The organism is Candidatus Chloroploca sp. Khr17, assembly GCF_004138165.1.
In the GTDB taxonomy this organism is placed as follows: domain Bacteria; phylum Chloroflexota; class Chloroflexia; order Chloroflexales; family Chloroflexaceae; genus Chloroploca.
Map to the genome: position 1 here is coordinate 48,234 of NZ_RYFF01000021.1, position 20,217 is coordinate 68,450.

Annotated in this window: 17 protein-coding genes and 1 tRNA gene; 10 read left to right on the forward strand and 8 right to left on the reverse strand. The window is 58.0% G+C overall.

The window, feature by feature from the left end:
• Positions 1 to 173: 173 nt before the first annotated feature.
• Positions 174 to 1,193 carry a UbiA family prenyltransferase gene (locus EKD05_RS13605; RefSeq protein ID WP_129673594.1) on the reverse strand — a complete coding sequence of 340 codons (1,020 nt, stop codon included), beginning with the start codon at positions 1,191 to 1,193 and terminating at the stop codon, positions 174 to 176.
• A gap of 117 nt (positions 1,194 to 1,310) precedes the next feature.
• On the opposite strand from EKD05_RS13605, the gene EKD05_RS13610 reads away from it, so the two are divergent.
• Positions 1,311 to 1,844 carry a single-stranded DNA-binding protein gene (locus EKD05_RS13610; protein ID WP_129673596.1) on the forward strand — a complete coding sequence of 178 codons (534 nt, stop codon included), beginning with the start codon at positions 1,311 to 1,313 and terminating at the stop codon, positions 1,842 to 1,844.
• A gap of 221 nt (positions 1,845 to 2,065) precedes the next feature.
• Here EKD05_RS13610 and EKD05_RS13615 read toward each other — a convergent pair whose 3' ends face one another.
• From EKD05_RS13615 to EKD05_RS13630, 4 genes are all read right to left on the reverse strand, one after another.
• Positions 2,066 to 2,986: a branched-chain amino acid transaminase gene (locus EKD05_RS13615; protein ID WP_129673598.1), complete on the reverse strand. Its 921-nt coding sequence runs from the start codon at positions 2,984 to 2,986 to the stop codon at positions 2,066 to 2,068.
• A 20-nt stretch (positions 2,987 to 3,006) separates the two neighbouring features.
• On the reverse strand, positions 3,007 to 4,209 hold the full coding sequence (locus EKD05_RS13620) for a class I SAM-dependent methyltransferase (protein WP_129673600.1): 1,203 nt from the start codon (positions 4,207 to 4,209) through the stop codon (positions 3,007 to 3,009).
• Positions 4,210 to 4,211: 2 nt separating this feature from the next.
• The gene (locus tag EKD05_RS13625; RefSeq protein ID WP_129673602.1) at positions 4,212 to 5,315 is read right to left on the reverse strand and encodes an ABC transporter ATP-binding protein; all 1,104 of its coding nucleotides are present in this window, start codon (positions 5,313 to 5,315) and stop codon (positions 4,212 to 4,214) included.
• 66 nt (positions 5,316 to 5,381) lie between these two features.
• Positions 5,382 to 6,398: an ABC transporter ATP-binding protein gene (locus tag EKD05_RS13630; RefSeq protein WP_129673604.1), complete on the reverse strand. Its 1,017-nt coding sequence runs from the start codon at positions 6,396 to 6,398 to the stop codon at positions 5,382 to 5,384.
• A gap of 232 nt (positions 6,399 to 6,630) precedes the next feature.
• Between EKD05_RS13630 and EKD05_RS13635 the strand changes: the two genes are divergently transcribed.
• Positions 6,631 to 6,707: transfer RNA gene (locus EKD05_RS13635), tRNA-Arg, on the forward strand.
• Positions 6,708 to 6,801: 94 nt separating this feature from the next.
• On the opposite strand, the gene EKD05_RS13640 is transcribed toward EKD05_RS13635, so the two are convergent.
• From EKD05_RS13640 to EKD05_RS13650, 3 genes are all read right to left on the reverse strand, one after another.
• Positions 6,802 to 7,281 (reverse strand): lasso peptide biosynthesis B2 protein, encoded by a 480-nt coding sequence (locus EKD05_RS13640; RefSeq protein ID WP_165360733.1) that lies wholly within the window; start codon positions 7,279 to 7,281, stop codon positions 6,802 to 6,804.
• A 449-nt stretch (positions 7,282 to 7,730) separates the two neighbouring features.
• A complete protein-coding gene (locus EKD05_RS13645; RefSeq protein ID WP_129673608.1) occupies positions 7,731 to 8,708 on the reverse strand; it encodes an electron transfer flavoprotein subunit alpha/FixB family protein in 978 nt (325 codons plus the stop codon).
• A 13-nt stretch (positions 8,709 to 8,721) separates the two neighbouring features.
• Positions 8,722 to 9,498 carry an electron transfer flavoprotein subunit beta/FixA family protein gene (locus EKD05_RS13650; RefSeq protein ID WP_129673610.1) on the reverse strand — a complete coding sequence of 259 codons (777 nt, stop codon included), beginning with the start codon at positions 9,496 to 9,498 and terminating at the stop codon, positions 8,722 to 8,724.
• A gap of 242 nt (positions 9,499 to 9,740) precedes the next feature.
• Between EKD05_RS13650 and EKD05_RS13655 the strand changes: the two genes are divergently transcribed.
• From EKD05_RS13655 to EKD05_RS13690, 8 genes are all read left to right on the forward strand, one after another.
• Entirely contained in the window at positions 9,741 to 10,565 is an 825-nt protein-coding gene (locus EKD05_RS13655) for a zinc ribbon domain-containing protein (RefSeq protein ID WP_129673612.1), read from the forward strand.
• 584 nt (positions 10,566 to 11,149) lie between these two features.
• Positions 11,150 to 12,859: an ABC transporter substrate-binding protein gene (locus EKD05_RS13660; RefSeq protein ID WP_129673614.1), complete on the forward strand. Its 1,710-nt coding sequence runs from the start codon at positions 11,150 to 11,152 to the stop codon at positions 12,857 to 12,859.
• Between the two features lie 86 nt (positions 12,860 to 12,945).
• Entirely contained in the window at positions 12,946 to 14,268 is a 1,323-nt protein-coding gene (locus EKD05_RS13665) for an ABC transporter permease (protein WP_129673616.1), read from the forward strand.
• A 12-nt stretch (positions 14,269 to 14,280) separates the two neighbouring features.
• Positions 14,281 to 15,270: an ABC transporter permease gene (locus EKD05_RS13670; protein WP_129673618.1), complete on the forward strand. Its 990-nt coding sequence runs from the start codon at positions 14,281 to 14,283 to the stop codon at positions 15,268 to 15,270.
• Between the two features lie 42 nt (positions 15,271 to 15,312).
• Positions 15,313 to 17,412, forward strand: coding sequence for an ABC transporter ATP-binding protein (locus tag EKD05_RS13675; protein WP_129673620.1), 2,100 nt, complete (start codon positions 15,313 to 15,315; stop codon positions 17,410 to 17,412).
• A 23-nt stretch (positions 17,413 to 17,435) separates the two neighbouring features.
• Positions 17,436 to 18,113, forward strand: coding sequence for a CBS domain-containing protein (locus EKD05_RS13680; RefSeq protein WP_129673622.1), 678 nt, complete (start codon positions 17,436 to 17,438; stop codon positions 18,111 to 18,113).
• The gene (locus EKD05_RS13685; protein WP_129673624.1) at positions 18,110 to 19,045 is read left to right on the forward strand and encodes a hypothetical protein; all 936 of its coding nucleotides are present in this window, start codon (positions 18,110 to 18,112) and stop codon (positions 19,043 to 19,045) included. Before EKD05_RS13680 ends, EKD05_RS13685 begins: the two co-directional genes overlap by 4 nt.
• Positions 19,046 to 19,181: 136 nt before the next feature.
• Complete coding sequence (locus EKD05_RS13690; RefSeq protein WP_129673626.1) at positions 19,182 to 20,111, forward strand: 2-dehydropantoate 2-reductase; 930 nt, start codon at positions 19,182 to 19,184, stop codon at positions 20,109 to 20,111.
• The last annotated feature ends 106 nt before the right edge of the window (positions 20,112 to 20,217 follow it).

The following is a 20,217-nucleotide window of genomic DNA, read 5'->3' on the forward strand; positions in this document are numbered from 1 at the left end:
CACCTCCTCGTGTCACTGCTCAATTCTCTTCTTTTTTCAGTTTACCCGATAGAACCTCTTCAGTTCAACGAGAGATTCGGTCACAAAAGCGAGAGGTCTGATTACCGGCTGAGGATGTGCGAGCCATAGGCCCGCACATCTTTAGCCGGAGGCCGGTAATGTTGCAACAGGAGTTAGTGCCGCCCAAGGCGTTGCAATGCTTGCCATGTCATCCCATTGGCGAGCAGCGGCACCATATGAACCGTGAGCAAGACCCCCTGGCTTGTCGGCACCATGCCGGGACTCACAAGAGCGATGGGCATCGAGAGCAACAGGATCAGATGGAGCATGCCAAGATCCACAGGTCTGAGTTTGCCACGTAGCCCTTGACCAAACAGTGTACCGGTGAGCAGCACAACGAGACTCACCGCACCAAGGGCCACGCGCTGTGCTGCTGGTGTCAGCGCCATCTGGTTGGTCGAAGCACCCCAGAGGGGTAGAATTAGCAAACATAGTTGCAGGCTCAGGGCATATATTTTCATCAACAAAGGAACTTCCATAGTGCCATGGGCATTTACAGTTGCCCCAAACATAATCGCCGTAGTCTGCGCCCCACGGTCACGGTCATTGGCGAGATCGCGCAGCGCACCGTGGACACCATTGACCAGCATGATCACGAGGCTCTCGTAGATGGCAAGCAGGGCCGTAAGGCGGGTGGGCTTGCCGCATTGGAGCGCCCCAGCCGCAAGCAGGGCCGTCCAGCCGAGGGCCTGGATAAGATCGGTGAGGATCGGCCAGCGCACCCGCTTCCCCCAGTGATTATAGGCTCCTAGCGCCAGCACCGCCAACCCGAGGGCAAGTCGAGCAGGTCGCAGCGGTATGGTTGATGCCATACCCGTGGTTTGCAGTGCGAACGCCGCTGGCACTGCAAGGGCTGCGACTGCCCCGGCCTGGGGTGGTGAAATACGCCCCTGGATTAACGGATAGTCGACACGAAGTGGCTGGGTACGATCAAGCTCGCGATCACACAGATCGTTATGAACATATGCAAAGACATGGAAAGCCGCTCCCATACCCACGAGCTTTGCCATCGCACCAGGTGACAACCGCAGCTCAACACTGACTGCCCCGAGCACCGGCAGCACCATCGTTGCGCCGCTCGCCGAAAAACGCACAAAACGATAGAGATCATCCAGCCAAAGCTTGAAATTCATGGCACCTTCTCTTGACAAACCAGGATAATCGTGGTAAAATCAGCACATAAGTTCAGTTCTGCTCGATCATCGTTACGGCGGGCAAAGCTTAAAGAAGACAGCGAGGAGGAAGCCACCATGGCCAAGGATCTGAACAAAGTACAGTTTACGGGACATCTTGGCGCAGACCCTGAGATGCGTTACACTGCTCAGGGGAGTGCCGTCACCAACTTTCGGGTGGCGAGCAACCGCACCTGGAAAGACCGCGAAGGTGGTGCTCACGAAGACACCGAATGGTTCCGCGTGGTTGCGTGGGACAAACTGGGTGAGATCTGCAACCAGTACCTGACCAAAGGCTCACGGGTCTACATCGAGGGCCGCTTGCAAACGCGCAAGTGGGTTGATCGTGAAAATCAAGACCGCTACATCACCGAGGTGATTGCCCAAGATATGATTATGCTCTCGGCACGTGGTGAACGGGGCATGCCTGCAGGTGACGAGCATTTTGGTGATGCCGAGCAGTTCGAGGAAGCGCCACCGCCACCTGCGGAAGCGCCGCCACGGCGAACTCCGGCGGGTGCGACATCGAATGGCGGCCGGGCAGCGGCTAGTCGCAGCATTGCGCGGAACCAGCCCCAGCCAATCGAAAATGACGAGGATATTCCCTTTTAGGGTTGATCTTTCTTGCGAGCGCCCCCAAAAGCCAGCGTAGCTGGCTTTTGGGGGCGCTCGCAGTGCCTCAGGTTGAGGGCGTGAGACCTGAAAACCCGTGGTTAGGGGCATCACCCGCGAAGTTCACTGCTAGCGTTGTAGGCCCGGTTGAAGGATGCTTCATACTTCGGAGTTGTGTATCACGTTCTGATGAACTCGGCCTACCTGCTATCTCCTATCTCCTAGGCATAGATCGGTGTACACCAGCGGCGATAGGCGCTCAGCCGTGCGCGCACGAGATCGGCATAGAGCCGTACCAGCAAGCCAGCGATCGGGCCGACTTTGCCGTCACCAACGGTACGGTGGTCAATTTCCACGATTGGTTTCAGTTCAGCCCCGGTACCGCAGAAGAAGGCCTCGTCGGCAACGTAGAGTTCGGTGCGGTCAATGGCACGTTCAATGACCGGCACGCCGAGGTGCTCACGGGCCAGTTCGACCACGACCTGGCGGGTGATGCCTTCGAGCACGTCGCTGTAGAGCGGCGGGGTGATCAGTTTGCCGTCGCGCACGATAAAGAGGTTTGCTGCACTCGCCTCGGAAACCTGGCCGTCACTGCCCAAGACGATGGCCTCATCGTACCCATTCAAGAGCGCCTCGGTCTTGGCCAGCGCCGAGTTGATGTAGGCACCACAGGCTTTGGCGCGTGAGGGGATGATATTATCGTCAATGCGTCGCCATGACGAGACACAGGCACGTACCGAGTCGCCAGCCATATATTGGCCAAAGCCAAGGGCAAACATCGTAAAGGCATCAGTCAACCCGTTCATCTGCACCGCAATCGCCGGATCGCTCTTGTAGACGAGCGGGCGGATGTAGACATCTTCGCGAAAGCCCTCGCGCCGCAGCAGTTCCACGGCAAGGTCACACAACTCATCAACACTATAGGCCAACTTCATATAGAGAATGCGGCTTGAACGATGCAGTCGTTCCATATGGGCGCGCAACTGAAAGACATACAACTGCTCTTGCTCGGGTACCCAGTACCCACGAATCCCCTCAAAACATCCCGTGCCGTAGTTGAACGTATTGGTCATCACACTGATCTGAGCCTCTTCAATCGGGACAATGGCACCATTGAAAAACGCGAAGCGATTGGCTGGCATAGTCTACTCCTACAACATCTTCAAATTTGAAGCGGATCGCATATGATCGCCGCCGGACGTTCGGCGACTCGGGTAAGCACAACAACAAGTGCCCGTTGGCCTGGGCCACGTAACTGACGGGCTAATTGGTCGGTGTCGAGCGGTGAGCCCCGTTTTTTGACCGTTACTTCACCAGCGTCGAGCATGCGCAGACGGGCACGCAAGGCTTTGAGTTGAAACGGGAGCCAGGCAAGAATGCGCCAGGCACGGGCCAGCGGGGTTGGCGTATAGACCGGCGCAGTCAGATACGCAATTTGCGGGTCGAGTTGCGCGGCATCAAGTTCAACGGCAAGATCGGTCACCATGCCTGCACGAATGATCGCGGGATCAGGCTCATAGAGCCAGGCCGCAGGTGGAGTAAGGCGGTGACCTGGAGGCGGCGAGGGGTGTTCGGTGCTACGGGTTGCAACCTGATAGCCGCCAGTTGCATCGAGGTGATGGAGTACCGTTGCGCGGCGGCGGGTGGAGACCAGGGGGCCACACCAGAGCGTCGTTTCTTTCAATTCGCCATCAAGTGAGACCAGTTCAACTTCGGCGTCACCGGGCAAGGCTTCACGAGGAACCCCTGGGGCCAATTTGATTGCCAACGCTGGGGTGACGCTTTGCCAGCCGAGCACATGGCTCAGGGGTGGCTCGTAGGCATCGACATCTTTGAGGCGCCGGTCACCGCGGCGGCGTCCGGGGTCACAAAAGAGCGCCTCGGCGTCCGGGGGCGGGCTTGCACGTAGATCCCCCACCCGCGCCGCAACCTGTGCGCCAAAACCGAGCGCCTCAGCATTGGCCTGGCACATGGCAACCCGCACAGGATCGCGGTCAACCGCCGTGACCGATGCCCCGACCGATGCCAGGGCCAAGGCATCGCCCCCGATACCACAGCAAAGATCAGCGACCTGGCGATAGCTACCAAGGCGGGTTGCACGATGGGCCGCAACCGAGGCGGCACTCGCCTGTTCAAGGGCTTCACGGGTAAAATAGAGCTGTTCAGCCTGCGGGAACTTGGCACGCGCACGTTGGCGCAACTGCACCGTCTCGACTACTGCACGAGCCTGCTCGGGCGTACAGAGGCGTCGCAGCCGCTCAAGCTCGGGCAACACGGCCGCCTCACCGGTCAGGCGTGGTGTCAATTCAGCCAGCACGGCCTGACCTGTGCTGGTCAGCAGCCACGAAAACGTCGCGAGATCCACAGCTAATCTGCCGCACCCTTCACCTTCATAATATCGGCGTGAATGCGAGCGGCCAGTTCTTCGGCCTGCTGACGCGCCACAGCCGGCATCAACTCACCAGCCTCACGCGCCCGCCAGCAAGCAGCAAAATGACCATCGCCATAATCAATAAAAGGAGGTTCTTCCTCTTGGCACTTCTGGATCGCAATCGGGCAACGCGTATGGAAGTGGCACCCAGACGGCGGATTGAGGGGACTCGGCACATCGCCTTGCAGAATAATGCGGCGGCGCTGTTGTTCCACCCTTGGGTCAGGAATTGGCACAGCCGAGAGCAGCGCCTGGGAATAGGGATGCAAAGGCATGCTATAGAGTTTCGAGCCTTCGGCGAGTTCCACCATCTTGCCGAGGTACATCACCGCCACGCGATCCGAAATATGCTTGACCACACTCAGATCGTGGGCAATGAAGAGATAGGTCAACCCAAGCTTATCCTGCAACTCTTCGAGCAAGTTCACCACCTGGGCCTGGATCGAGACATCGAGCGCCGAGACGGGCTCATCGCAGACGACAAACTCAGGTTCGACAGCAAGGGCGCGGGCAATACCAATCCGCTGACGCTGACCGCCCGAGAACTCGTGGGGATAGCGGCTCGCGAAGGCCGGATTGAGCCCGACGAGACCAAGCAGTTCCTCGATGCGTTCACGGACAGCGTGCCCCTCACGGAGCTTGTGAACCCGAATTGGCTCACCAATAATATCGCCCACGGTCATACGCGGATTGAGTGAGGCATAGGGATCTTGAAAAATCATCTGCACCTTACGGCGCATCTTGCGCAGGGCATCACCACGGATCGCCGTCAAGTCGGTACCCTGAAAGCGCACCTCGCCCTCGGTAGGGCGATAGAGTTGCAAAATAGCGCGCCCGGTCGTACTTTTGCCACACCCTGACTCACCCACAAGCCCGAGCGTCTCACCGCGCTTGATCGTAAAACTCAGGCCATCAACTGCCTTGACCGTACCAACGCGACGCTGAAAGATGATCCCACGCGTCACGGGGAAATGCATCTTCAGATCCTTCACCTCAATCAGATTTTCGCCACTGGTGCTATCATAGGCAGAAACTGTCATGCGCGGTCTTCCTTCACTCTAGAGCAACTGTCAATGATTGCTTGCCAACCTTCGTTCACAGACCTCTCACGCAGCCTGATCCTCAAGTTTGAGTTCAGGAATTGGTGTTTCCATCGAAATATCAAAGAGACATGCCGCATGATGATCGGGGGCAACCTTGCGCAGCGGGGGTGTCTGAGTCAAGCAGCGTTCCTGGACATAGTCACAGCGAGGGCTAAACGGACAGATCGGGGGCAGGTCGATCAGATTGGGCGGCAACCCACGAATTGGATTGAGCTTGTGGCCGCGTTCTTCGTCGAGCCGAGGAATTGAGCGGAGCAGACCAATCGTATAGGGCATCCGCGGATTCGCAAAAATCTCTTTTGTGTTGCCCTCTTCCACCACCTTGCCCGCATACATCACCGTCACGCGGTCGGTCATCCCGGCAACAACCCCAAGGTCGTGGGTAATCATCAACACAGCGGTCTGGAGTTCTTCCCGCAGGCGATTGATCAACTCAAGAATCTGGGCCTGGATAGTCACATCGAGGGCCGTTGTTGGTTCATCGGCGATCAGCAACTCGGGATTGCACGAGAGGGCCATCGCGATCATCACGCGCTGACGCATTCCACCTGAAAACTGATGGGGATAATTATCAAGGCGCTTAGAGGCACTAGGAATGCCGACCATATGCAACAACTCGGCGGCTCGATTATACGCCTCTTTGCGCGAGAGACTCATATGCAATTCGAGCGACTCGGTGATCTGTCGCCCGATGGTCAGCACCGGATTGAGCGAGGTCATCGGATCTTGAAAGATCATCGCGATCCGATTACCCCGGATATGGCGCATCTCCGCATCGCTCAGCGTCAGCAAATCCTCGCCATCAAAAAGAATCTGGCCCCCGGCAATCTTGCCTGGAGGCGAAGGAATAAGGCGCATAATCGAAAGCGAGGTGACACTCTTGCCACATCCCGACTCGCCCACGATCCCGAGGGTTTCGCCACGATCGACATGAAACGAGACACCATCAACCGCTTTGACCACCCCATCCTGAGTATGGAAATGGGTCTCTAGGTTCCGAACTTCAAGCAATGGGGCCATCGCTATCCTCGCTTGGATATCCAGATGTAGCACATTAAAGAGAGACGGTGGTAAGACCTACCACCGCTTGGCGATCATGCCAGGATCGTGAGAGAGCAGCCTTGCTGGCGCATTCGTTTTGCCTAAATCTCGTGTTGCTGGATCGTACCACGAGCACGGCACACTGTCAAGAATTTACCACAGTTGCACAATCACCAGAGGCGTGGTATACTCTTGCTGGTTGCACAAATACGACCCCGTAGCTCAGTGGATTAGAGCGTTTCCCTGCGGAGGAAAAGGCCGTGCGTTCGAATCGCACCGGGGTCGCCAATTGAAGGTCAAGCGTCCAGTTGCAAACTGGGCGCTTGTTTTTTGTTGGGGCACGGCGCTATCGTGCCCCGATCGTGCGCCTGCGGAGGGCACGTTATGATCCAAAGCAAGCCGTCACGGTGAAGCGCTCGCTGCCGCGACCCCCGGTGACGATCAGTGAACCGCAGCGCAGCCAGGCGTGGGCCTCCATCGTGGTCGATGTGGCGGGATCAGTTTTGTTCAGGGCGACGCCGAGGTAGAGCGTCGTGGGGATGTGGCGGCGGGCGAGCCAGGCCCGGGCGGCCAGCGCCTGCGGAAAGCAATTGCTTGTCCAGGGGGTATAGCGATGCACCCGAGCGATGGCTTGCCCCACCCGGCGTGCCTGCGCGAGCTGTTCAGGCGGTACCTCGGTGGGAGTTTCGACGTGCAACGTGCCGAGCGCACGGGCGAGGCGGCGAAACGGAACAACGCGCAGGGCGAGGCGTGCGAGGCCCAGCAGCCCAAAGATCTCGACCAGCAACCAGCGGTCGGCCCACGAGAGGGCGGCCAACTTGCGTAGTTTTGCCTGATGGCGACCGAATAATCCCTGTGCCAATGATGTCTCCCGAGCAATGTGATGCCCAGGCTGATTATACGGCACTTTGCTGACGGTTAGAACAACCGCCGTGCGATTGCTTCTCAATGCCGAGCGCGGGGCACGGGGTGGGCACGGGGGTGGGCACGGGCATCGTTTGGACACGGTGGGAGGTACGGGCACGGGCAAGCCATGCCCCTATTTTAGGTGTGCGCATTTGTGAACCCTCATTGAGATAGGCTGGAATTAGAACGATCAATCAGCCTAGCCATAGCAATGAGGACAATCATGCCTAGCAAACTCACATCGACCACATGCGCATCGACTCGGATCAATACATGCAAGTACGCATCTGATCCGGGATCTGGTCTAGGAGGTAACGGTAGAACTAAAACGCCGTATGCTTGCTCCTTGTAGTACAACAACAAACAGGCCAGCATTGCTGGCCTGTTTGTGTTTGCACATAGGCACTAACGCCCGAGGCGTTGGCGCAACTCGGCAGTGAGCAGGGGCAAAACCTCATTGACATCACCAACCAGACCAAAATTAGCAACCCGGAAGATTGGCGCTTCGGGGTCTTTGTTAATTGCCACAATATTGCGGCTGGTGCGCATCCCCGCGAGATGCTGGATCGCACCCGAGACGCCAGCGGCCACATAGAGCTTGGGGCTGACTGTCTTGCCCGTCTGCCCGACCTGATGCTCGTACGGCACCCAGCCGGCGTCAACGATGGCACGCGAAGCGCCATACGCGCCACCGAGTGCCTCGGCGAGCGGTGGGATCAGCTTATAGTAATTATCCTTATCGCTGAGGCCACGGCCACCGCTGACGATGATTGCCGCATCGGTCAGGTTGACGGCACCAGTCTTTGGGGCCACATTGTTGACCTGGGTACGCATGGTTGTAGCGGGCAACGGGAGGCTTGTAACCGTACCGCCACTTGCGCTGCCGGCTGCTTCGGCAAAGCTCTGCTTGCGTACCAGAGCAACGACGGGACGTCCGGCAGCAAAGGTGTAGGTATTGATCACATTGCCACCGTGCGACGGACGCACCGCGCTGACCGCCCCGCCCTCAACTTTCAGATCGGTGACATCAACGGCCAACCCGGCATCGAGATCGGCAGCCAGGGCCGCACCAAAATCGCGCATCTGGAAACTGGCGCTCGCCAGCATCAAAGCTGGCTGAGCGGCCTCGACGGTGGCCTTGGCGGCGGCTACGTGACCATCGGTTGTATAGGTCGCCAGCGACGCATCACTCACCGTATAGACTGTTGCCGCACCGAGGGCAACTACCTGGCTTGCCAGGCCTGCCACATCGCCACCGACCACCAGGGCATTGAGTGGCCCGCCGAGGCTTGCCGCTAGTTCCTGGCCCTTGCCCATTAACTCACGCGAGACAGCGGCGACGTCACCGCCGACCTGCTCAATATAGACGAGAACACCCGCCATTGGGAAGCTCCTTCTAGATGATCTGATTTTCGAGCAACTTATCGACCAGTTTGCGAACCTTTGCGGCAGCATCAGGGCCATCAATGATTTCACCCGAAGGGCGTGGCGGCGGTGGCACGCGGCTCGAAATCGTAGCTGCGGCGCTTAACCCACTCACCCCGAGGTCAGCAGCGGTCCAAACTGGAGGCTGGATCTTGGCCACCTTCTTGATCTTCAACAACGACGGATAGCGTGGGTTATTAATATCCTTGATCACACTGACCACAGCCGGCAGGCTTGCTGTCACCGTCTCGACCACCGTCTCGAGGTGGCGTTCAGCCGTCACCTTCTTGCCAGCGGGGTCAACGTCCAGCACCTTGCCCACATAGGTCAACTGCGCCCATCCGAGGGCACGGGCAAGCGCGGGCGCAAAAGCGCCACTCTCATCATCGGTACTATTACGGCCACAGAAGACCAGGTCAACATCACCCAGTTTCTTGATCGCAGCGGCAACAACCTTGGCGGCCGCGAGCGTATCAAGCTGCGCAAACGACGCATCCTTGAGCAGCAGCGAATCGGTTGCCCCCATTGCGAGCGCACGCCGCATCTGCTCAACCCACTCATCACTGCCCATCGAGAGCACCGTCAATTTGCCGCTATGCTTCTCATTCCAGGCCAGACCCTCCTCGATGGCGTACTCGTCGAAGAGATTGATAATCTTCTCGATCCCATCGGCGTTAATGCTGAGGTCAGAATTGATCTTGACCGAGTTATCGCGTGGTACCTGTTTCATACACACGACAATGTGCATACCCAACTCCTTGCATGTCCTGGCGCACAAGGTGCGCTGCTATGACTGTTCCCTAACGGGGTTGATTGTACCACTTTTTAGCCTATCAGTCAGACGCTTTTAGGCAAGCGAGATGCATCATTTCTCGGTTGCCTGACGTATAATATTCGTGGGAGATACGTCCTCAGAGGCGTTCATGTGCTGGCACCAGAGGCCAGTTTAGCTGGCCTCTGGTGCCAGCACATGAACGGAAGGTACAACCAATGCCATTTTGTCCTCAATGCGGGGCCCAGAACCCTGCTTCAGCACGTTTTTGCGATCAATGTGGTGCCCAGATGATCCCTTTGCCCGCGCAGACATTGCCACCGGCACCGTCGCCAGCACCGCCGCCGCCAGTGCGCCCGGTGCCTCCGGTCGTACCGGCGAGCCCTGGCGTACAGCAGGGGGGCATTGCGGTTGCCTCACCAGGGCCAAGCGTCTGCCCGCAGTGTGGTACATCGGTGATTCCGGGCGAGGCGTTCTGCGATAACTGTGGCGCGGCCTTGCTTGGAACGATGCGCCCGAGCATGCCTGCGGCAGCCCCGGGGCTCCCTTTTGGTGGCGTACCAGCCCAACCCACCTACCCTCCACCCCAGCCAGTCACCCCAACCCCTCCGCCACGTCCGGTACCGCCGCCCCCGGCCCCGCCAGTGCGTCCGGCCCCACCAGTCGTACCTGCGTCACCGCCCCCGGTACGCCCGGCCCCGCCGCCGCCACGCACCATACTCGCCCCGGCGGTCTTGATCATGCGGGCAAACAACGCCCGGCTTTCGCTGCCGCCTGCGGCTGAAGCACTTCTTGGGCGGGCCGACCCGGTCAGCAACTTCTTTCCGGATCTCGATCTGACGCCTTATGGCGCGGTCGAGCATGGTGTGGGGCGTCGCCATGCGCGGATCTTTGTGCATGCCAACCAGATCTATCTCGAAGACCTCGACAGCACCAATGGCACCTTTCGCAACAACGCCCGGCTGACGCCTCGCCAGCCTGTGCCGTTGATCAACGGCGACGAATTGCGTCTGGGGAGGCTCGTGGTCACGATCCAGCTGTAGGGGGATGGCAAGGGTTCTTGTGGTGCAAGCTGGCAGCTTGCACCACAAGAACGGCGGGTTTTTACTGAAGTTGCGGCTGATCCATCAAAATTCGCAGCAATTTGCGGATTTCATTTCTACACACCTGTGTTATACTGAGCAACAACAGATGCATAAAGGGGTAGATTTTGCGTTTTTGCATACAGCCAAGGAATAATTTTCTAATGCTTGTAGCATACCCATAGGCAGTCTGATTCGTGTTAGCTTGCTGTTGTATGCATGGCGTCTGATTTCAGAGTTGAGCAGATGTAGCCTGCTGTGGTTGCCACTTCTCTTCCACCTATATTACCCTGATTGTCTGATTTCATAAGCTCCTGCACCTACCAGTTGTTCATTGGTAGTGTTCAGTGTTGTCTCTTTCCTCGCGTGTCTTTCCCTTGATTGTGGCAAAGTGCGTATGTTGCAATGCTGATCGCAGGACAGCAGGCTGGGCTTTGCTGTGGGCATCAGCTTGATCTTCACCATTGCTCGCGCAAACGCAGGTTCATAGACCATGACGGTGGTAGCGATAGAAGACAACTTATTGTAAGGAGGAACACACGCTGATGAAGGAAGACACCACTTCTCGCATTCACCCGGGGATCGAACAGGCTCAAACGCAGTTACAACAGGGCCGCATCAGTCGGCGTGATTTTTTGCGTGTAGCAACGCTGCTTGGCGCATCCCTTCCCTTTGCGTCCGTGCTGGCTGCCTGTGGTGGCGGCACGACCACGACTGCGCCCCCTCCAGTTGACCCTGTGGCTCCTGCGGAGCCAACCCTTGGTGCGATCAAGCGTGGCGGTGTACTACGAGTTGGCATTGCTGTGCAGGCGGTTGATCATCCGGCACGTTTCTCGTGGACTGAGAGCGCCAATGCGTTTCGTCATGTCTTTGAGTATCTGACCGAGACCGATGAGAATAATATTACGCATCCGTTGCTACTGGAAAGCTGGGAAGCCAGCGATGATCTGACGGTCTGGACGCTGAATTTGCGTCAGGGCATCAAGTGGACGAATGGCGATGAACTGGTCGCCGAGCATGTTCGCTATAACTTTGGTGAGTGGCTCAACCCGGATGTTGGCTCGTCGATCCTCGGTCTATGGGAGGGTTTCCTGACGATCGATGGTGTCGAGGTGGTCGATGATTATACGGTTCGCCTCAATCTGAGCGCACCGAAACTGGATGTGCCCGAGAACCTTTACCACTATCCAGCCGTGATCATGCACCCCAGTTTCAATGGTGACGTCAAGACTGGCACCAACCCGAGTACGGGCCCGTATACGCTCACCGAGTATGTCGTTGACGAGCGGGCCAAGTTCACCCGTCGTGAGGACTACTGGCAGTTGGGCGAGGATGGCGACCCGTTGCCCTACCTTGACGCGGTGGAGTTCATCGATCTTGGTACTGACCGTACCTCGTATGTGGCTGCAATGCAGACCGGGGCCATCCACACGATGTACGAGCCCAATGTCGAGAATTACCTCTCGTTGCGCGATGATCCCAATATTGTCGTCTACAGCGTTGATACCTCGCAGGCCCGGGTGCTGCGTATGCGCGTTGATCAAGAGCCGTGGAGCGACAATCGGGTACGCACGGCCCTCAAGATGTGTCAGGATCGCGAGCAAATCCTCAGCGTCGCCTACAACAACGAAGGCCTGATTGGTCACGATGTTCACGTCTCACCAGTTCAGCCGGAATTTGCGCCAATGGACACCCCTGCCTATGATCCTGAAGGTGCCAAGGCACTGCTCGCCGAGGCCGGCTTCCCGGATGGTCTCAGCTTCAATCTCTCGGTGGGCACGGGGTGGACCGATGTTGTTTCGTATGCCGAGACACTTCAGCAAGATGCGCAGCCAGGGGGTTTCAATATTACCCTCGACACGATGCCCAATAATGCCTACTGGGATATCTGGACAGAAACGACGGTTGGCATTACCCCGTGGACGCATCGCCCGTTGGCGGTGATGCTCTTGCCGCTGGCCTATATTGCTGATGAAGCGGGCAATCCCGTCCCGTGGAATGAGACGCGCTGGGTTGACGAAGAGTTTTCGACATTGCTGCGTCAGGCCCAGGGCACGCTGGATATCGAAGCCCGGCGCTCGATTATGGCTGATCTGCAGCGCATTCAGAACGAGCGTGGCCCGGTCGCGATCGCCGTCTGGCAGCGTGTCTGGGAAGTTTTTAACCCGGCCTTCCAGGGCGTGGTCGCCCACCCCACGCTGCACAATCAGTGGTTGCGAGTCTGGTACGATCCCGATCTCGACCCACGGGCGTAAGCTCTGAGGCCGCCAACTGGAGGCGCGGCCCCGACTCTCCCGCATCCGATGCTGCCGGCACAGGATGCGGGAGAAGAGGATATTTTATGCTCAAACTCCTCTTACGCCGGTTTCTCTTCTTGATCGTCACCCTCTTTGCCGTATCCGTGACCGTCTTTGCGATCTCAGAACTGGCACCAGGGGATATGGCCACCAATGTGCTGGGCAATACCATCACTCCGGATCAGCGGGCGTCGTTCAATGCCCAGAATGGACTCGATCAGCCGGCCTTGACCCGCTATCGGCGCTGGATGTTGGGCAGTGACCGCGAGGCGGCACAGCTGATTGGTGCCCCAGTTGATCGGTTTTACGATACCGAAAATAACCAGACCAACTGGTGGGTGGTTGGCTCCAACGAGACGATTTATCGCCATCGCTCAGAGGATGGTGAGGTCATCCTCCAGCTTGAACGGGCTCTCTTGCCCGATGGCAAGCTTGGCCCATCGCGCATTGTCGCTCTCGGCGATGAGATCTGGGTAACGAATGACGAAGGCGAAGAGATCTTCTGGGGCGTCAATGAAGATGGTCGTGCGGCGATGTGGATCCGTGGGTTGAACCAGAGCGAGGAACGTTTAACACGGGCCGGCTGGATTAGCACGGCTGGTGCTCCGAGTGCGTATATTCCGCTCCAGAAGGGACTTTTACGGGGCGATCCTGGGATTTCGCTCATTACGCGGCAGCCTGTGATTGATACGCTTGTGCCACGCTTGCTCAATACGCTCTTTCTCGCCGGCATTGCGTTTGTGATCATCATGCCGCTGGCCCTTTTCCTGGGGGTCATTGCTGGGCTGTATGAAGGCCGCCCCCTTGACCGTGTCTTGTCGGTTGGTGGCCTGGTTGCGACGGCAACCCCAGAATTTGCCAGCGGCGTATTTCTCATCGTCATCTTTGCGGTCTGGCTTGGCTGGTTCCCTGGCGCGGTTGTCATTCCACCAGGAACCTCGATTTTTGAGCAGCCTCAGATGCTGATTTTGCCCATTATGACCTTGATGCTGGTTGAACTAGGCTATGTGCTGCGCGTCACCCGTGCCAGCATGAGCGAAGTCTTGCGCACGAACTATATTCGTACCGCTGTGCTCAAGGGCTTGCCCTACTGGCAAGTCATCTGGCGTCACGCACTGCGCAATGCGCTGCTCGCCCCGATTACGGTGATCATGCTGCATATCAACTGGCTGATCGGGGGCATTGTGGTGGTCGAAACCCTTTTTGGTTTTCCCGGCCTGGGTAGTTATGTGCTCGCCTCGGCCCTCAACAATGACGTCTTTGCCCTCCAGGCTGCAACGATGATCCTGGTGGTGATTGCGGTCGTCTCGCAATTGCTCGCCGATCTGATCTATGTCTATTTGAATCCGCGTATTCGTTATACATGAGCTAACCTGCCTATGGCTACTGCAGAACAGACCGCTGGTGACCAGTTGCCCAGCCCTTCGGCGACGCGCACGTCGCGCTGGCAGCGCCTTGAGGCACAACTCGGTCTCTTTCGCCGCTCACGCATTGCCCTCGTTGGCCTCTGTCTGGTTGGCTTCTGGGTGGTGGTTGCCCTGTTTGCCGATAATTGCCTCGTTACGCCGTCCTGTTATGCGGGCATTGTGCGTGGCGATGATATTACGACCTGGGCAACGTCGGACGAGTATCGCTCGTGGCTTTCGCGCTATTCGCCGGTTGAGCAGTTTCGTGGACGTACCCGTGAAGGTCCTTCATGGGATCATTGGCTCGGCACTGATACCCGTGGGCGTGATATCTGGGCGCGCCTTGCCCACGGTTCACGGCTGATCCTAACCCTGGCGCCGCTGTCGGTGATGGTGGCTTTGCTGGTTGGTGGCACGCTTGGCTTGCTTGCGGGTTATTATGGCGGCATGGTTGATGAGGTGACGATGCGCATTCTTGATGCGATCATTGCCTTTCCGCAGATCTTGCTCTACCTCGTCATTATTGCCTCGTTTGGTGCGTCGGCAACCAATGTCTTGATCGCCATCACGATTGCTGGTGCACCAGGCATTGCCCGTCTGGTACGTGGCCTTACCCTCGATATCAAGACCCGCGATTATGTTGCTGCCGCTCAGACCCAGGGCGAACACTCGTGGTACATCATGGTTTTTGAGATCCTGCCTAATGCCCGTGGCCCGATCATTATTGACTCGATGCTTCGCGTGGGCTATGCCGTCTTTTCGATTGGAACGCTCGGCTTTCTTGGCCTCGGCTTGCCCCCACCTTCGCCCGATTGGGGCAGCATCGTCCAGGCTGGACGTTCTTCGATCCAGGCCGGACGCCCCTGGGAAGCGCTGTGGGGTTCGCTTGCGATTGCGATGGTGGTCGTCGGGCTAAATCTGATTGCCGATGGTATGTCCGAGGAAACGCGGCGCTATCGCTAAGGGCATGCCGTCAAAGCACGTGCCCAAAAGAGAGGAGCAGAGATGCGAAGGTCAGAAGACATCGCCAATCTCCCGGTCGTCAAAGTCAATAACCTTGGCATCGCTTACGAGACAAGTGCCGGCGATGTGCTTGCGGTGCGTGATGTCTCGTTCGAGATCTTTCGGGGCGAAGCGCTTGGCATTGTGGGCGAGTCGGGGTGCGGCAAGAGTACCGTGGCCTTTGGCATGGTCAATTATCTTGGGCGCAATGGCAAGATCGCCCATGGCTCGATCGCGTTCCAGGGGCAGTCGCTGGTTGGGCGAAGCCCCGAAGAGTTGCGCCGTTTGCGGGGCGACCAGATTGCGATGGTTTACCAGGATCCGATGACGTCGCTCAATCCGGTGCTGCGCATTGGCACGCAAATGGCCGAGGTGTTGATAACGCACCGAGGGATGGCGAAAGACGAGGCCCGCGAACGCTGCGTCACGATGCTGCGCAAAGTCAATATGCCCGACCCGGAACTGGTGCTGCAGAAGTATCCCCACCAGATCTCGGGCGGGCAGCAGCAACGGGTGGTGATCGCAATGGCGATGTTGAATAATCCAGCGCTACTGGTGATGGACGAACCAACAACGGCATTGGATGTCACCGTCGAGGCAACGGTGCTCGATCTTGTTGATGATCTGCGGCGCGAGTTTGATACGGCGATCATGTTCATTAGCCACAACCTCGGCGTGATTGCACGTGTCTGTGATCGGGTTGCCGTGATGTATGCCGGCGAAGTAGTTGAAATTGCTTCAGTCCAGGAACTCTTTGCCAACCCGCGCCATCCCTATACGCAGGGCCTCATTCGCTGTGTGCCCAGGCTTGGCCGCAGCAAGGCAAGCAGCGTGCTCTACCCGATCCCTGGCCGGGTGCCTTCACCCGATAACCAACCCGCCGGGTGTACCTTCGAGCCGCGCTGCGCGTATGCCCACGAGTCGTGTCGGGCCAAGCGTGTGCCGCTGCGCCAGTTTCAGCCCAACCATAATGTGCGCTGCCTCTTCGCCGAAGAGATCGATGCCTCACAGTGGACGCCCACTGAGCCGATGACGCCCCTTGTGCAGACTTCGCGTGATGCCGAGCCTATTCTTGACGTTGACTCACTCAAGACCTACTATCGCCAGGCGAGTTCGTCACCACTGAGCCTGTTTGGTCTCGCCAAACCGCGTTATCTCAAGGCGGTTGATGATGTCTCGTTTAGCTTGCCCAAGGGCATTACCCTCGGCGTTGTTGGCGAATCAGGCTGTGGCAAGAGCACGCTGATCAAGACGATCATTGGCCTCGAAGAGTTGTCGGGCGGCAAGATTGAATTTATGAGTGTTGATCTGGGGGTCAAGGTCAATAAACGCGACATGGCGACGATCCGTGAGTTGCAGATGGTTTTTCAAAATCCGAATGCAACGATGAACCCTAGTTATCCCATTGGACGCCAGCTTGAACGTCCGTTGCGGCGCTTCAAGATTGTTCCCCCGAGCGAGATCCGGGCCGAGGTGGTGCGCCTGTTGCGCGCAGTCAAGCTTGATGAGCACTACTATGATCGTTTGCCCAATCAGTTGAGTGGGGGCGAAAAGCAGCGGGTTGGCATTGCTCGTGCGTTTGCCGGACGGCCCGATCTCGTGCTCTGCGATGAACCAGTGTCGGCGCTTGATGTCTCGGTGCAGGCTGCGGTGCTTAATCTGCTCGCCGAGATCCAGCAACAGCAGGGCACAACGCTGTTGATGATTGCCCATGATCTGAGTGTGGTGCGCTTCTTTTCCGATATGATTGCGGTGATGTACCTTGGGCAGATCGTCGAGATTGGCCCTGCCGAGGCGATCTATGCGCCGCCGTACCACCCCTATACAGAGTCATTGCTGGCGGCGGTGCCGATCCCAGATCCCACGGTTGAGCAGGCCCATGTGCGGCTTTCGGGCAATGTGCCTAGCCCGCTTGATCCGCCGTCGGGATGCCGTTTTCATACCCGTTGCCCTCGCCGCCACCTCTTACCCGATGATGGTACACTATGCACAACGACTGTCCCGCCATGGCAAGATGTCGGTGATGGTCATCGGATTTTTTGTCATATTCCGCTCGATCAACTGCGTGCCTTTGAGCCTGCGGTCAAGATGGCCCAGGAATAGCGCCCCGGCGCAGGAGGAGCCTCATGCTGGTTAAGGATTATATGCTCCAGCATCCGATCATGATCGAACCGCACAAACGTCTTGCTGAAGCACGTGCGTTACTGGTCGAAAATGAGATCTATTATTTGCCCGTGGTGGGCGATGGCAAGCGCTTTCTTGGGATGATCACGCCTCCGCGTCTTGCGATACCACCCGAGCGTATGGCGAGTTTAGATGTGTGGGAGATTTCAAATTATCTGGCTAATTTGACGGTTGAAAAGGTGATGCTAAAGGCTCGGGATTTGCCAACGATTGGCCCGAATGCCACACTTGAGCAAGCATCGCATCTGATGACCAAGACGAAAATCGGCGGCCTGGCAGTACTCGACGGCCAGATTGTGCTTGGCTTGATTACTGACAACCATCTGCTGGTCGAGTTGAACAATCTCCTCGGTGCCTTCGAACCGGGTTGGCGCGTCACCGTGCGGATCAAGGGCAAACGCGGTGATTTGCTCCGCCTCATTCGCGCTGTGACTGATCGTGGCTGGACGATCATGGCCCTGGGCAATGTGCGCACGCCCAAAAAGCCTGATGACTGGGATGTGGTGCTCAAGGTGGTCGGGTGTACCCGCGAAGAACTGGTTGACGCCATTGCTCAACTTGACGGCCAGGTATTACGGGATATTCGTGAGACCGCAAGTTATGCGTATGTGAAGCCATGAAAACGAGTGGCGTTGGGTTTGCTCTTTTGCCCTTTGGTGTGGCAAAGGTGGTGCATCAAGCCCAGCCAGTGCCATGCCTGGTTGGGCTTTCGTTGCAGCATCCTCCGGTTCATCTCGTTGCCCAACCTTGCAATGGTTTGCGCGTCACCGGGGCGCGTGCTGATGCGGCGTTGCGGTACGCCGAGGCGTTCCTGCGTTTCTATGCGCTCCCTGCCCGGGTTGAACTCCAGGTTGAACTGGCTGTTCCAGTTGGGCAGGGACTTGGCGCTGATGCCGCGCTGGCGTTGACGGTGGCGCAAGCGGTTGCCCGATTTTATGCTCTGCCTGATGACGATCGCGTCGAGCTCGCGACGGCTGTGGGGCTGGATGCGACTGATGCGCTTGCCATCTATGGGGCAAGGCATGGTGGTTTGCTGGGCGTGGAGGTTGCCAGCCGCATGGCTGGCCTGCCTGCCCTTGTGCGTCAACAGCCTATCACGCATCCCGAACGCCAGGCCTGGGTCTTTGTCCTCGTTTTGCCTCGTCTCGCCCCGGGCGCATCGGTGCCAGACGAACGCACTCTGCTTGCCCAGATCGCCCGTGTGGCCGCCTCGATCGAAGATCCGGAAGAAGCTGGCGAACAACTCTTTGCTGCCGCTGCCGCCGATGATCTCAACACCTTCGCACGGAGCCTGCAAAGCATCACCACCCAGACACGAGAAACCCTCGAAAAGAACGCGATCGTGCCAATGCTGACAACAGAGGACAAAAACGTGTTAGACTTTATGCGTTCACACGGTACGATTGCGCAAGGCCGTTGTCTGACCGGCAATGCATGGTGGGGGCTCATCGCCGGAGCCTCAGCAAGCCAGGTTCTTCGCGCCCAGTTACGTCGTTACCCTGGCCTTGCAGGTGGGATGGTGATGGCGGCCATTGCGAGCAAGCGCTCGTAAGCTGACGGAATATTCTCGTCACTGGCAAGAAGTCAGCATTGCTGACTTCTTGCCAGTGACGGTGTGTGTGTTGGGCTTGGAGGCGCAGGCTTCCCTCCACTTCATGCACACGAAGCCAGCAAAAAAAGGAAGTGGTATGCGTATTGCCATCGTCGGCGTTGGTGGAGTCGGTGGGTATTTTGGTGGACGCCTGGCGCAGGCTGGTCACGAGGTGCATTTTATTGCCCGTGGTGCCCATCTTGCGGCTATCCGTGAGCATGGGTTGCGGGTCGAGAGTTTTCTGGGTGATTTCACGATCCAGCCAGTGCTGGCAACTGATGACCCGGCGCAGGTGGGACCCGTTGATTATGTGCTGGTAGCTGTCAAGAGTTGGCAACTCGCCGAGGCAGCGGCCTCGATGCGGCCCTTGCTTGGCCCCGCAACGGCGGTGGTGCCACTGCTGAACGGTGTTGAGGCGAGCGACATTCTTGCCGAGGTGCTCGGCCCTGACTACGCGATGGATGGTATCTGCCGCATCCTGGCGTCAATCGGTGGGCCTGGACTGATCAAGCATAGCGGCATTGAGCCGTCGCTCGCTTTTGGTGAACGTGATAACCGCCGTACCCCCCGCGCCGAAGCGCTCGCGGCAGCCTTCAAAGCCGCCGGGATACGCGCCTCGGTTCCGCCTGATATTCAGGTGGCAACCTGGGAAAAATTCATGTTAATCTGTACATGGAGTGGCCTGGGGGCAATTACGCGCGCACCAATTGGCGTATGGCGGACCCAACCTGGCACCCGCGCTCTTGCCGAAGCCGTCTTGACCGAAGTGGTGACCGTCGGCCAAGCGCGTGGGGTCGCCCTGAGCATGGAGCGTGTTGCCTCCATTATGAGCTTTATTGACGAAATGCCCCCTGCTGGTACCTCCTCGATGCAGCGCGACATCATGGAAGGCCGCCCCTCGGAACTCGAAGCCCAGAACGGTGCGATTGTGCGCCTCGGCGCAGCCGCAGCAATACCTACCCCAACCAACAGCTTCATCTACCACTGCCTTCTTCCCCAGGAGTTGGCAGCGCGTCATGCTTTGTGATGTGGAGAAAGAGGGCCTGTTGCCCTAGGAAATAGGTTGCTGCTCGTGAAAGCTGCCAGCTTTGCTGGCAGCTTTCACGAGCAGCAACCGAGGAACCACAAAAAAC

Coding starts and splice junctions, on each gene's coding strand:
- EKD05_RS13605 (WP_129673594.1), bottom strand. CDS start 1,193: ATGAATTTCAAGCTTTGGCTGGATGATCTCTATCGTTTTGTGCGTTTT.
- EKD05_RS13610 (WP_129673596.1), top strand. CDS start 1,311: ATGGCCAAGGATCTGAACAAAGTACAGTTTACGGGACATCTTGGCGCA.
- EKD05_RS13615 (WP_129673598.1), bottom strand. CDS start 2,986: ATGCCAGCCAATCGCTTCGCGTTTTTCAATGGTGCCATTGTCCCGATT.
- EKD05_RS13625 (WP_129673602.1), bottom strand. CDS start 5,315: ATGACAGTTTCTGCCTATGATAGCACCAGTGGCGAAAATCTGATTGAG.
- EKD05_RS13630 (WP_129673604.1), bottom strand. CDS start 6,398: ATGGCCCCATTGCTTGAAGTTCGGAACCTAGAGACCCATTTCCATACT.
- EKD05_RS13645 (WP_129673608.1), bottom strand. CDS start 8,708: ATGGCGGGTGTTCTCGTCTATATTGAGCAGGTCGGCGGTGACGTCGCC.
- EKD05_RS13650 (WP_129673610.1), bottom strand. CDS start 9,498: ATGCACATTGTCGTGTGTATGAAACAGGTACCACGCGATAACTCGGTC.
- EKD05_RS13655 (WP_129673612.1), top strand. CDS start 9,741: ATGCCATTTTGTCCTCAATGCGGGGCCCAGAACCCTGCTTCAGCACGT.
- EKD05_RS13660 (WP_129673614.1), top strand. CDS start 11,150: ATGAAGGAAGACACCACTTCTCGCATTCACCCGGGGATCGAACAGGCT.
- EKD05_RS13665 (WP_129673616.1), top strand. CDS start 12,946: ATGCTCAAACTCCTCTTACGCCGGTTTCTCTTCTTGATCGTCACCCTC.
- EKD05_RS13670 (WP_129673618.1), top strand. CDS start 14,281: ATGGCTACTGCAGAACAGACCGCTGGTGACCAGTTGCCCAGCCCTTCG.
- EKD05_RS13675 (WP_129673620.1), top strand. CDS start 15,313: ATGCGAAGGTCAGAAGACATCGCCAATCTCCCGGTCGTCAAAGTCAAT.
- EKD05_RS13680 (WP_129673622.1), top strand. CDS start 17,436: ATGCTGGTTAAGGATTATATGCTCCAGCATCCGATCATGATCGAACCG.
- EKD05_RS13685 (WP_129673624.1), top strand. CDS start 18,110: ATGAAAACGAGTGGCGTTGGGTTTGCTCTTTTGCCCTTTGGTGTGGCA.
- EKD05_RS13690 (WP_129673626.1), top strand. CDS start 19,182: ATGCGTATTGCCATCGTCGGCGTTGGTGGAGTCGGTGGGTATTTTGGT.